General features: G+C 65.3%; 10 protein-coding genes, 1 tRNA gene and 1 pseudogene. 6 read left to right on the top strand and 6 right to left on the bottom strand.

Going from position 1 to position 12,490, the window contains the following annotated elements; all coding sequences use genetic code 11:
* Nucleotides 1–224: 224 nt before the first annotated feature.
* The 5 genes from tgt (at nucleotide 225) to BCAL_RS09220 (ending at nucleotide 3,950) form a co-directional block, all read left to right on the top strand.
* Nucleotides 225–1,598: a tRNA guanosine(34) transglycosylase Tgt gene (tgt, locus tag BCAL_RS09245; protein WP_238549679.1), complete on the top strand. Its 1,374-nt coding sequence runs from the start codon at nucleotides 225–227 to the stop codon at nucleotides 1,596–1,598.
* A 47-nt stretch (nucleotides 1,599–1,645) separates the two neighbouring features.
* Nucleotides 1,646–2,572 (top strand): nitroreductase family protein, encoded by a 927-nt coding sequence (locus BCAL_RS12370; RefSeq protein WP_052119230.1) that lies wholly within the window; start codon nucleotides 1,646–1,648, stop codon nucleotides 2,570–2,572.
* A 401-nt stretch (nucleotides 2,573–2,973) separates the two neighbouring features.
* A tRNA-Leu gene (locus tag BCAL_RS09230) sits at nucleotides 2,974–3,059 on the top strand.
* Between the two features lie 253 nt (nucleotides 3,060–3,312).
* A complete protein-coding gene (locus BCAL_RS09225) occupies nucleotides 3,313–3,573 on the top strand; it encodes an AbrB/MazE/SpoVT family DNA-binding domain-containing protein (RefSeq protein ID WP_043166617.1) in 261 nt (86 codons plus the stop codon).
* Entirely contained in the window at nucleotides 3,570–3,950 is a 381-nt protein-coding gene (locus BCAL_RS09220) for a type II toxin-antitoxin system PemK/MazF family toxin (protein WP_043166619.1), read from the top strand. Before BCAL_RS09225 ends, BCAL_RS09220 begins: the two co-directional genes overlap by 4 nt.
* A gap of 39 nt (nucleotides 3,951–3,989) precedes the next feature.
* On the opposite strand, the gene BCAL_RS09215 is transcribed toward BCAL_RS09220, so the two are convergent.
* The 5 genes and pseudogenes from BCAL_RS09215 to BCAL_RS09195 all read right to left on the bottom strand — a co-directional run bounded on the left by BCAL_RS09215 (nucleotide 3,990) and on the right by BCAL_RS09195 (nucleotide 10,887).
* Nucleotides 3,990–4,322: a putative heavy metal-binding protein gene (locus BCAL_RS09215; protein ID WP_043166621.1), complete on the bottom strand. Its 333-nt coding sequence runs from the start codon at nucleotides 4,320–4,322 to the stop codon at nucleotides 3,990–3,992.
* A gap of 58 nt (nucleotides 4,323–4,380) precedes the next feature.
* Nucleotides 4,381–5,348, bottom strand: a pseudogene (gene msrB, locus BCAL_RS09210) (peptide-methionine (R)-S-oxide reductase MsrB).
* A gap of 9 nt (nucleotides 5,349–5,357) precedes the next feature.
* Nucleotides 5,358–8,006: a bifunctional lysylphosphatidylglycerol flippase/synthetase MprF gene (locus BCAL_RS09205; RefSeq protein ID WP_081887405.1), complete on the bottom strand. Its 2,649-nt coding sequence runs from the start codon at nucleotides 8,004–8,006 to the stop codon at nucleotides 5,358–5,360.
* 8 nt (nucleotides 8,007–8,014) lie between these two features.
* The gene (locus BCAL_RS09200) at nucleotides 8,015–9,469 is read right to left on the bottom strand and encodes an alpha/beta hydrolase-fold protein (RefSeq protein WP_420796827.1); all 1,455 of its coding nucleotides are present in this window, start codon (nucleotides 9,467–9,469) and stop codon (nucleotides 8,015–8,017) included.
* A 494-nt stretch (nucleotides 9,470–9,963) separates the two neighbouring features.
* Nucleotides 9,964–10,887 carry a DMT family transporter gene (locus BCAL_RS09195; protein WP_043166627.1) on the bottom strand — a complete coding sequence of 308 codons (924 nt, stop codon included), beginning with the start codon at nucleotides 10,885–10,887 and terminating at the stop codon, nucleotides 9,964–9,966.
* A gap of 119 nt (nucleotides 10,888–11,006) precedes the next feature.
* Here BCAL_RS09195 and BCAL_RS09190 point away from each other — a divergent pair, with 119 nt between their 5' ends.
* Nucleotides 11,007–11,264 (top strand): hypothetical protein, encoded by a 258-nt coding sequence (locus BCAL_RS09190; protein ID WP_043166691.1) that lies wholly within the window; start codon nucleotides 11,007–11,009, stop codon nucleotides 11,262–11,264.
* 6 nt (nucleotides 11,265–11,270) lie between these two features.
* Here the strand turns inward: BCAL_RS09190 and BCAL_RS09185 are convergent, their stop codons facing one another.
* Entirely contained in the window at nucleotides 11,271–12,452 is a 1,182-nt protein-coding gene (locus tag BCAL_RS09185; protein WP_238549678.1) for a toxic anion resistance protein, read from the bottom strand.
* Nucleotides 12,453–12,490: the final 38 nt, after the last annotated feature.

The following is a 12,490-nucleotide window of genomic DNA, read 5'->3' as shown; positions in this document are numbered from 1 at the left end:
GATAGATGTCTGCAACAAGCCCAAAGTACCTCTCGTAACGCAGATACCTTCAACCGCTCTCAGATTGCATGCTTTTCGGCCATTCCCCCACCCCAGCAGACACCTCACCGCACTCTTATCAACGCCCTGCCTCCTCATACCCCACATAACCACGCACAACAGGCGGGAACCGACGGCCCAACAGGCCAGCAACCCCAATCCGCTTGTTCGCCTAAAGTGAAGCTATGACCGACATTTCCACGAACATCACCGCCGCCGAGGCCAACAACGGCGCCAGCAGCGTCAGCACCACCAGCAACGGCACCGCCGCCCCTGACCTCAACCTGCACCCGCTCGGCGCCGCCCCCGGCAAACCCGGCGACCGATCCGCGTTCCACTTCGAAACCATCACGCGCCTGTCCGACGCCGCCGACGGCAAGGGCAAGGGCGGCGCGCGCTACGGCCGCACCGGCATCATCCACACCCCACACGGCGACATCCGCACGCCCGCGTTCGTGCCGGTCGCCACGCAGGCCGCGATGAAGGCCGTCCTGCCCGAGTCGATGAAGGATCTCGGCGCGCAGTGCCTGCTGTCCAACGCGTTCCACCTGTTCGAGCGCCCCGGCGAGGACGTGCTCGATCAGGCCGGCGGACTCGGGCGATTCATGAACTGGCACGGCCCGACCTTCACCGATTCGGGCGGCTTCCAGGTCATGTCGCTGGGCGTCGGCTTCAAGAAGACGCTCGCGATGGACGTGACCGGCATGAAGTCGGACGACGTGATCGCCAAGGGCAAGGAGCGCATGGCGTGGGTCGACGAGGACGGCGTCACGTTCAAGTCGCCGCTCAACGGCGACCAGCACCGCTTCTCCGCCGAGATCTCGATGGGCATCCAGCACAAGATCGGCGCGGACATCATGTTCGCGTTCGACGAACTGACCACGCTGATGAACACGCGCTCGTACCAGGAGGAATCGGTCGAGCGCACGTTCCGCTGGGCGAAGCGATGCGTCGCCGAGCACGAGCGCCTGACCGCCGAGCGCCTCGGCAAGCCGTATCAGGCGCTGTATGGCGTGGTGCAGGGTGCAAACTACGAGGATCTGCGTCGTCACGCTGCCGAGCAGATCGCGTCGCTCGACTTCGACGGCGTGGGTATCGGCGGTGCGATCGAGAAGCGCATCATCGGCGAGACGTGCGCGTGGATCTGCGACGCGATGCCGGAAAGCCGCCCGCGCCACGTGCTCGGCATCGCGGAGATGGATGACATCTTCGCGTGCGTCGAGAACGGCGGTGACACGTTCGACTGCGTGGCGCCGGCGCGATGCGGCCGCAACGGCGCGATCTACACGCGTCACGGCCGCTACAACATCAAGCGCGCGCAGCACAAGTTCGATTTCGGCCCGCTCGAGGAGGGCTGCGACTGCTACACGTGCCGCAATTATTCGCGCGCGTACGTGGACCATCTGCTGCGGGCGCGCGAGTTCACCGGGTTCACGCTCGCCACGATCCACAACGAGCGGTTCTTCGTGAAGCTGCTCGACGATATCCGCGATGCGATCGACGGCGGGTACTTCGAGGAGTTCCGCGATGAGTCGCTGGCCCACTTCTACGGCAAATGATCGGTCGGATCGGTTGAGACGAAGAAGCTGAAGGAGCAGGAGTAACGATGAATCTTCTTGAAGCGATCGATGCGCGGCATGCGATCCGCGCGTACACCGATGAGCCGGTCGCGCCGGACACGCTGGCGCAGCTGCAGGCCGAGATCGACGCATGCAACGCCGAGTCGGGGCTGCATATCCAGATGGTTGCGGGGTTGGACGACGCGTTTCTCGGGCTCAAGACGCATTACGGGCGATTCAAGGGCGTGCACAACGCGATCGCGTTGATCGGCGCGGTAGCGGGTGGCAGCACCAATGGCAATGACGGTGAGGTTGCGGCAGAAGCCTCGGCGGAGGCCGACTCCCGAGTCAACTCCCAAGTCAACCGTGACGCAGCGGCCATCGCAGCCGCCACGCCCGCTGCGTTGACCACTCTGCAGTCGTTCAAGGATGCGGAGGGGACGCCGGTGTCGCCCGAGGCCGCGGATCTGCAGGAGCGCGTCGGCTACTACGGCGAGCGCCTCGTGCTGCGCGCCGTACAGCTCGGATTGGAGACGTCATGGGCCGTGCTGGATGGTGCGGAGAGCGTCGATCCGGCCGAGGCGTGGTGGAGGCTCGGTGATGGCGAATCGGTGGTGTGGGTGATCGCGTTCGGTCATGGCGCGCGCCTAGGCGGCCGTCGCCGCACGAAGCCGCTCGAGGAGTTGGCGAGCGTGGTGGGTGATGGCATCTCGGCCGCCGATGGCCCGGCCGATGCCGTTGCCGAGGCGCCGGGCTGGTTCCTTGCCGGCATGGAGGCGGCCATGAAGGCGCCGACGTCACTTAGTCAGCAGCCGTTCCATTTCACGCTGCATCTCGGTGGTCCTGATGACGATCCCGATGGCGGTGAGGTCTCCGCCGAAGCGCTGGAGGGCCTGTTCGCCCACGTCGGTCTCGGATGCGCCAAGTACCACTTCGAGATCGGCGCCACCCCGCATAAGGTCAAGTGGCGCTAGGGGTGACTCGGGATTGCTCAATCGTTCAACTGATCATTGATTGAACCGTTGCAGCCCGCAGTCCCTGTCTCTCCCCCAGTCAGCTTCGCTGACAGCCCCCTCATCAGAGGGGGCCGAGACGGACACCATGGCGATAGTCAGCTTCGCGGACAGCCCGTCCTGTAATTATGGGCGCGCCGTGCGCGCAGTTGCTGGCTTGCCTGTCGGCTCGCACGTTGCCTGTAAACAGCTCTGCTGTTTGTCATGCGGCAACGTCCCGTCGGAGGGAGGTCGGGATAACCGTACTTTGTGAGAAACCGCCAGTGTTCCGCGTCAGTTTCCCGCCACAATGGACGCGACACGCCGATGGGGCTGTGGATTTGCGTTTGGTGACGGAGTGGTGCTAAGTTATCTGCTTGTTCGCGAGTGTGGCGGAATGGTAGACGCGCTGTCTTCAGGTGGCAGTGAGTGTATGCTCGTGGGGGTTCAACTCCCCCCACTCGCACCAGCAAGTAAGGGCTGGAACCGCAAGGTTCCAGCCCTTTTGCTTTCTCGAAAAGCAGCGCCGCGGTAATAGAAGGGTTATAGGGGTTATAGGGGTTATAGGCCAAATTGTGTGTCTGAGGGTTCAGTCGTTTAACTGCCACTCAGTTCGGGTGCGGAAGTCGTTCCAGTCGATGCCGGTGCCGTAGCGCATGGGGATCATCATCTCGATGTATATACTAGGATATACATATCATCGTTGTAGGAGGTGATGCGCAATGACCACACTCACACTCAGCAAGTGGGGCAACGCCCAAGGAGTGCGCCTGCCCAAGGATATGCGCGAACAAGTGGGCATGCCCGACGGATCCCGCGTTGAAGCGACCGTCAAGGACGGTGCCATCGTGCTTCGCCCGATTCGCACGGACGTAAGGATCATTCGGGTTCCACGCCTTGCCGACGTATTTCGCAACCGCACCGAGGAGTACAAGGCCACGGAGGAACTCGCAGGGCCGGCCGTAGGCGAGGAAGCTCTATGACCGCTTGGAAATACGGGGACGTTCTCCTGGCCGATCTCGACCCGTCAAAGGGCCATGAGCAAAAGAAGCGCCGCCCCGTGGTCGTGGTGAGCAACGATGATTTCAACCGCAATTGCAGCCTCACCGTCGTCATCGCAATCTCACATGGACGCGGCGATTTCGAACTTCATCTGCCCATCGCCGCCGTTCGGAGAGAGGATGGGGACGGATGGATTGACGGCTACGCGCAAGTCGAGCAGATCCGCGCCCTTGACCTTGAAGAACGTAATCCCGTCAAAATCGGCCACCTCAAAGAGGATGACATGGATCAGATCACCGGGACCCTCATCAGCTGCTATATCCAACCCGAAATGATGATCATCCCGAATTATGCGTAGCAGAGTAAAGAGTAAGGACGAGCGATAGGAACTTCCGGCTCACCCCTGGCGGGCGATGTTGACGGCGGTGCCGGAGGCGGTGACCATCAGCATCGATCCGTCGGTGCCGAGGACCTCGTAGTCGACGTCGACTCCGACGACTGCCTGCGCACCGAGCGCCTCCGCACGCTGCTGCATCTCGGCGATCGCCTCGTTGCGCGCGTTCGTCAGCTCCTCCTCATAGCCCTGGCTGCGCCCGCCGAACATGTTGCGGAAGCTTGCGCCGATGTCCTTGAACATGTTCACGCCGGCGACGACCTCGCCGAACACGATGCCCCGATAGTTGGTGATGACGTATCCGTCGATCGACGGCGTAGTGGTGACGAGAATCATGATTGGGCCTCCTTGCCTTTGACTTGCCGTTTATTTGCCGCATACCACGATTCCAAGTCTAGTCCGCATCCCCCTCACCACCGTCGACGGCGGGGATCCAGTCGGCGTAGCCTCCTCGGCCATGCGCGAGCGCGGCACGAAGCGCAGGGAGGCGCTGTTCATGCAGTAGCGCAGGCCGCCGCGATCGGCCGGGCCGTCCTCGAACACGTGACCCAGGTGGATCTGCGTGTCGGCGGTGCGGATTTCGATGCGCGGACGGCCGGGCACGCGATCGTCCTCGTGCTCGGTGACGAGGTCGGCGCGCAGCGGACGCGAGAACGCGGGCCAGCCGCAACCGGAGTCGAACTTGTCGCGCGAGGAGAACAGCGGCTCGCCACTGACGATATCCACGTAGATGCCGGGCTCGAACGTGTGGTCGTATTCGTTGACGAACGGGCGTTCGGTGGCGGCGTTCTGCGTGACGGCGAACTGTTCTAGCGTCAGGTCCCAGATGCGGTCGACGTACTTCTGGCGTCGCTTCACGTTCGCGATCGCGGCGAGCGGGATGTGACAGTAGCCGCCGGGGTTGTGGATGAGATAATCCTGATGGTTCGCCTCGGCCGGGTAGAAGTTGCGCAGCGGCTCAATGAGCACGGCCGGACGCTGCGGCTGGCGATCGATGAGCTGCTCGATCGCGGCGATGTAGACGTGCCGCTGCTCCTCGGAGGTGAAGAACATGCCGGTGCGGTACTGGCGGCCGGTGTCATTGCCCTGGCGGTCGACGGAGAACGGGTCGATCACCTCGAGGAACAGCAGGGAGAGCGTGCGCAGGGTCACGCGCGCGGGGTCGAACGTGACCTGCACGGTTTCGGCCGCGTCGGTCGCGCCGGAGCAGACCTGCTCGTAGGTGGGGTCGGCGACGGTCGACTGCGCGTAGCCGACCGTCGTGTCGATGACGCCGTCGACGTTCTGGAAGTAGCGTTCGAGGCCCCAGAAGCAGCCTCCGGCGAAGTATGCGATGTTCGTATCAGTCGTTGTATCAGTCATACGCCCAGACTACTGGCGCAGCGTCCTGAGCATGCCGGCTATCTCGCCGGGCGTGACGGACGGCACGTACGCGTGCGTCACGGCCAGGCCGATCTGCGCGAGTTTCGCCGCGTCCGGATAGCACACGTACACGGGTTCCTCGCTCGGCTGGAACTTGCGTTTGAAGTTGAACAGCGAGTGGAATCCGTAGGCGGGTTCCATCCAGTCGGCCACGAGCTGGAGTGCGTGCTGCAGCACCTTGATGCCCTCGTCCATGCGCGTGTCGTCGCCGGGGAGCGTGTTGTCGCGTTCCGGGTTCATGCCGGCCAGCGGCGCGGCGGACAGGCTCATGAACTCGACGGCCGTCTCCGGCGCCGCCTCCCCTTCGTCGCGCAGTCGTTCGGCCATGCGTGCGATGAGGAACTCCATCACGCCGTTCGGACTGTCCGGGCGATGACGCATGAAGTCGAGCGTCCATCCGACGATCCGCCCGTCGCGCCAGGTGGGCAGCCAGCTGGTCACGCCGAGCACGATGCCGTCCGGGTCGACGGCGTACAGGAGTCGCACGCGCGGGTCGCGCAGCTCCTCGACGCCGCCCAGCGTGAATTTCATCTCCGGCAGCGCCTTGCCCTGCGCCCACTCCTCGGAGATGTCCTCGATCTGTTCGCGCACGTCGAGCGGCGCCTCGAGGAACGTGGAGCACACGTCGGTCACGCCCTGTCGTTTCGCCTTGTTGATGGCGGTGCGGATGTCCTGCCATTTCTTGCCGGTCGTCTTCCACTGCCGCGGGTCGACGACCATTTCGCCGCCGACTTCGATGGAATGCCATCCCATCGCGAGCAGTCGGTCGCGTTGCGTGCGATGCACCGCGTAGAACGCGGGGGTCAGCGACCGTTCGGCGCAGTAGCGCGAGAAGGCGACCAGATCGTCGTCCCATTCGCGCGGATCGCCGAACGGGCCGGTGCAGGTGAGCGCCACACCGCCCCACACGCGGTAGGCGACGGCCGATCTGCCGGAATCCGACGTCCAGTACTCGTTGCCCTCCCACGTGGTCATGAAGCTCATCGACTCGCCGCCGGCCTCGACGAGCCGTTCCGCGCGGGCGCGGGCGCGCTCGTCGACCGCCGTCACGTCACCCATCCATCGCGCGACGACGGTGAGCACGACGATCCAGAACACGAGTCCCACGCCCTGATACACGACGGACGCGAGCGGCGTGACCGGCACGAACGCGAGTCGCACGTGGCTGAGGAACCCGATCGGCAGGAAGCGGCCGGGCAGTTCGGCGAGGAGCGCCGCGGCCGTCGCGTGCGGCGCGAAATCGGCCGGCCGCGCGAGGCCGTACAGCAGATACACGGCGACGCACGCGAGCAGGGCGATCGCGATCGTGCCGACGCCGCCAGCCAGTCGCCGCCATCCCACGCGCACGGGGAAATGCTTCAGTCCGACGGCCAGCGCGATGGCGAACACGCACGGCGGCAGCACGTTCGCGACGCATGCGGCGAGCGCGCCGTGGTCGACGAGCGAGACGAGACCGTCCGGCGCGACGCCCAGCGGCACGACGACGTAGTAGGCGACGGCGATGGCCGCAGTGACGAGATTGACCGCGATGGACAGCAGCGCGGCGAACCGGCGGCCGCGGTACAGTCCCCACGCGAGCACCAGCGTGACGGCGGTGGGCAGCAGCGAGCGCAGCACCGCGCCGGGCATCGACGTGCGCAGCAGGTCGAATTGGAAGAAGCAGTCGGCGCGTGTACTGCCGGCGATGCATCGGGCGAGCGTGGCGTTGTCGGCCGCGACCGGGCTCATGATGAGTCCCAGCGTGCTGAGCGGGCCGGCATGGCTGTGCGAGGTGATGGCGATGACCGGGCCGAGCGCGAGTACGACGGCGATGGCCGCGTACAGGCGTCGCGCCTCGTATGAGGTGCCGCGCAGCCAGTGCCAGTGCGTTTCGACTGTGTCGCCGTCGGATACGGTTTCGGTGGTTTCGGTGGTTTCGACGGTATCGGCTGTTCTGACGGTCTCGACGGCGTCGAACGCGTGGAGGCGGCGTTCGCGCTGGCGGATGACCACGCCGACCGCGTGTCCGATGATCGCGGCGGCGAGGATGCAGTAGTCGCCGGGATTGCCGCTGTACAGGAGCGTGACGGCGATCGCCACGTAGCCGACGAGTCGGATGCGCTGACGCCACAGATGCGTGCAGTACGCGCTGGCGGCCATCAGCGCGCCGACGGGCAGGGTGAGCGGGCTCAGCGCGAATCGGATGCGTTCGACGATGTGCGTGTCGTGCAGCAGCGCACCGGTCGCACAGCACATCGCCATGCCGACGATCACGCCGCCGATCGCGCACGCGACGGCGATGCGGATGGTGCGCGCGCGGCCGAGCCATCGTTCGGCGATGGACAGCATGATGAGCCACAGCATCGCGTCGATGACGAGCTGGACGACGCCTCGCGTGAGGAACAGCGAACACAGCAGCTTGCCGTAGTCGAATTCGGCCATGCTAGTGCGCAGTCGCAGCGGGAAATCGAAGCCCGTGATCGCCGCCACGATCCACGCCACGATGTTCACGGCCACGAACGCGAGGGTCGCGCCGACCGCGAAACGATGCGCGGCGTTCCACCGGCGGGCGTCGCCGATGAGCGCGTGCCACGCGAGCGAGGTATGTGATGTCTTCATAGCCTCCGTCATTCCTGCACCTCCACTTGCGGATAATCCTTGAGTTCCTTCGTCATGTCGCCGAGTCCCGTGCGCGCCCCGAACCAGTCGATGCCCGGATGCCACACGGCCGTGACCGCATGCCAGTCGTGGCCGGTGCCGGGCACGACGATCTCGGTTATCTCGTCGACGCCCGCCTTGCGCGCGGCGGCGGCGATCGTGCGCATGTTGCGCACCGATTCGGCGTCCCGCTCGCCCGCGCCCGCGAACAGGGCGAGTCCGTGCGCCTCGCCCGGGTCGAGCGCGGCGAGCGCGTTGACCGGCACCTGCGCGTCGTAGTCGGCGCGCCGCCCGCGGAAGTAGTTCCTCACCATGTCGGCGACGGAACCGTTGGTGGGTTTGAGTTCGCCGTCGACGGGCAGCATCGCGCCGTACAGGTCAGGGTGACGCGGCGCGAGCTGCGTCGTGCACGTGCCGCCTTGCGAGAAGCCGCCGATCGCCCACATGCGCGGGGTCTTCGCGACCGGAAGGCGACGTTCCGCCCAATCGACGACGTCGCGCGTGAGATACGTTTCGGCGTTGCCCTGCGAGGTGTCGGCGCACAGGCTGTTGTGCGAGTCCGCGCCGTTCTGGTCGGGCACCACGACGATGGGCGCGAGGCCGTCGTGTGCGGCGGCGTAGGCGTTCATCATCGAGGCGATTCCGGATGCCGCGACGAGACGCCCCGGCGATCCCGGCTGTCCGGCAAGCAGTTCCATCACCGGCAGTCGCGGCGGTGTCGGGGAGAGTGCCGCCGGCGGCAGGTAGACCATCGCGCGGCGGGCGTGGAACTGCGAACGCGTGTTCGGGATGTCGGCCGTGACGACTCTGCCGGCGGTCGCGTCCGGCATGGACGGCAGTCGATGCGCACGCGCACGGGACCGCCATTGCGCGACGGTCATGGACGCGCGGTGGACGGTGATGCTGTCGATCGACGCGTACGGGCTGTAGCCGACGAGACTGCCGACGGTCTGGTATTCGCCGTAGATCGCGTCGACGCGCAGCCCGGTCGAGACGAGCGCGAGCGGCACGAGAACGGCGGCGAGCGCGCGCATCATGCGACGCGCGACAGTGCAGGGCACGCGACGGCGGTTCGCGACGACGATCGCGGCGATGAGGAAGCCGAGTCCGGCGATGCCGCAGGCGATGGTGATGATGACCGGCCAGCCGAGCGAGACGCCGAACACCATGAACACGTCGGAGACGAGCCATGCGGCGATGAGCCCGACGACGCCGGAGGCGATGGTTGCAAGCAACGGGACGACGATCGGCGCGGGGGCGGCGCGGCGGACTGCGGTGGCGATCAGCATGCCGACCATCGCGACGCCGGCGAGCGCGGTCAGGGAGAACACCGTCATCGGCAGGGCGCCTCGGACCAGAGATGTCTGCATCAGCCCTGACGGCAGCAATGATGCCGCCGCAGCGGCACGCATACCGATACCCATGACCAGTCCTCTCCCCCGTACGTTCCTTACGCGCACGGTAGCCTAACGCGCGATTCGAGAAATCAGGGGAAATCCCGTGACCTTCACGGCAAGTTTACATAACTCGAAGTTATGTGAATATCATCCCTGCGATTGATCCTGCATCATTGAGGGCCTGCGTAAGGGGGCATGGAGTCGCAAGAATAATAACAGGGACGAAGCGCACAATGTGCACAGCGCCTCGCCCCTGAAATAGCGGATTGGCGGGTTCCAGATCGCCAGCCCGGCCCTATGGGGGCACGGATTGGCGACAGGAAACCAATTGGCGTACCTCCGTTTGCCGGACGGCACATACAGCCGACCGACCGGCACCCCCGACCATAGTCGCTACGTTGATGAATACGGAAGATGAGACCAATCCATGGTCATCGATCATTCGATGCGCGGACACCGGGGATGTACGGGCATCGCGGGTGTACGGGCGTCACGGACACGCGGACATCGCGCACACGCGGCTAGCGGATGAGGAAGACCATCACGAGGATCATCACGAAACCAACCAGATCGGTCGGGGTGAAGATCGCGCCGAGGAACAGGGCCGAGGAGACGGTGGCGGCGACCGGCTCGACGGTGCCGAGCATCGTCGCACGCATGGCGCCGATGCGCATCACGCCAGCCAGATACAGGCCGAACGCACCGAACGTGCCGAACAGCACCGTGTACGACATGAGCAGCAGGCCGAACGCGTCGAACGAGGGCACGTGGGCCCACGGGTGGACGACGAACAGCAGTATCGTGCCGGAGAGGGTGAACGTCACGCCGTTGACGACCATGTTGCCCCAGCGGGCGATGATGCGGACGGGCATGATGCCCATCGCAGCGGTTGCTGCCGCGTTGAGCAGTCCCCAGACCAGGCCCATGGCCGGCAGCTTTAATGTGGAGAGATCGCCGCCGGTGGCGATCAGCGTGGTGCCGATGAAGGCGAGCGCCACGCCGATTCCCTCGCGCAGGCCCGGCCATCGACGGTCGCGGATGCACATGAACGCCAGTACGAACAGCAGGTTCAGCGCCTGGAGCACGGTGGCCGTGCCCGCGTTGGTCCAGTCGATCGTGGACAGGTAGGCGACCTGCACCAGCAGCACGCACACCAGTGTGCAGGCGAGGAACCGGGGCCAGTCGCGACGCTCGCGCAACGCGCCGGTGAGAAGCTGCGGCGTGCGCACGGCGGCCACGGCGAGGTAGAGGATGCCGGCCAGCAGGCCGCGCACGCAGGCGAGCCACATCGGATCGACGTGGTAGCTGCCCATCAGCTCCTTGGAGACCGTGGCGTTGCAGCCCCACATGACGCCGCCGACCAGCACCAGCGCGGCACCGACCAGCAGGTCCTTCGGCGTGCGTTCGAATGTGGGAGCGCGCCCGTCCCTGCTCTTCTCACTCATGCAAACAGCATAGCTCCCCCATCGGCTCCCCTTGTCAGGGGAGCTGGCCTGCTTTGCAGGCCTGAGGGGTAGTCAAAGTGATGGCGAACTTTCAGTTTCAGGCGGATATGCTTGATGACATGACGCATAACAACAAGACCCTGTGGACCGTGGTCGGCACCGTCGCCGCCGCGGTCGTGATCTTCCTCGTGCTGGGGTTCGCGGTGAGCTGGGGGCTGGCCGCGATCTTCGCGATCATCATGATTCCGGGCGCCATCTCGGTGGCGATCATCGCCCGCCATCCGGAGAGGACGGGCGGGCGCAGCATGCTCGGCATCTCCGATCCGAACACGCTGCTCGACCCGCTCACCGGCAGGCGCGATCATTCCCGAAAATAACCCGGCTCACATCGTCTGGGCGGATTCGATGAGGGCGCTCTTGAGGTCGGATTCGATCTGACGCATCTTGACCTGGGCGGCCTCGCGGTTCGCCTTGCCCTGCTTCTGGATCTGCACGGTCTCCTTGAGCGTGGCGATGAGCTCGGAGTTGATCTTCTCCAGCGTCTCGATCTCGACCACGGAACGCTGGTTGGCCTTCTCGGCGGCGACAGCGCCCTTGTGCATGGCGGCGGCGTTGCGCTGCAGCAGCTTGTTGGTCACGTCGTCGGCCTTGTTCTGCAGGTCGAGCGCCTTCTTCTGGTTGGACAGGCCGAGGGCGATCACCATCTGCGACTTCCACACCGGGATCGTCGTGGAGATCGTCGTGTCGATCTTGTCGACGATGGTCTGGTCGGCGTTCTGGATGATCTTGATCTGCGGGGCGGTTTGCAGCGTGACCACGCTGATGCGGTCGAGGTCGTCGAGTCGCTTCTCGAAGCGGTCGAGCTTCGACTTGAAGTCCTTGAGGATCTGCGCCTGCATCGGATCGCCGCTCTGCTCGGCCTGTGCCTCGAGGGCGGGCAGCTGCTGCGCACGGAAGTCGGTGAGCGCCTTCTTGCCGGCGAGCACGGTGATCTTGAGCTCGCGGTACTGCTGCGCGTTCTGCTCGTACATCGTGTTGTACATGGAGATGTCGGCGACGAGTCGCGCCTGCGCGGCCTCGAGCTTGGTGATGATCTCGTCGATCTGCGAGTCGACCTTCTGGTAGCGGCGGCGCAGCTTGTCGATGGAGACGGCCACCTGGCCCAGGATCGGGATCTTGCGGAATCCGCCGAGTTCGGCCTCGTCGATCGTCACGAGCATCGTGTTGAGCAGCTCGCCGGCCTCGCCGGTGTCCTTGGAGCGGGTTTCGGACAGGATCTCGTCGGCGAAGCTCGAGGTGGCGCGTTGCGCGTCCTTGCCGTAGCTGGATTCGATGCCCTCGCGCGTGAAGTCGATCTGATCGGCCAGCTGGTTGACGGTCTGCTGGTCCGCGGCGGGCAGTTTCGCGATCTGCTGGTCCGGCGTGAGGGTCGCGGCGTCGGCGGTGGCCTGCGCGGCGGTGGGGACGAGATCACCGGCCTGCGCGCCCACGGCGCCTTCGAGCGTGGGATTGGTGACGGCGTTGGTGCCGCCGGCCAGATCGGCGAGTGAGATTTGCTTGGCCATGGTGTGTGTCCTTTCAGTTGACAGTTGACCTCAATCGT

It is taken from the genome of Bifidobacterium callitrichos DSM 23973 (genome assembly GCF_000741175.1).
Lineage (GTDB): Bacteria > Actinomycetota > Actinomycetes > Actinomycetales > Bifidobacteriaceae > Bifidobacterium > Bifidobacterium callitrichos.
Note: the sequence above shows the minus strand (reverse complement) of the source record. Positions and strands in the feature narration are given on the sequence as shown.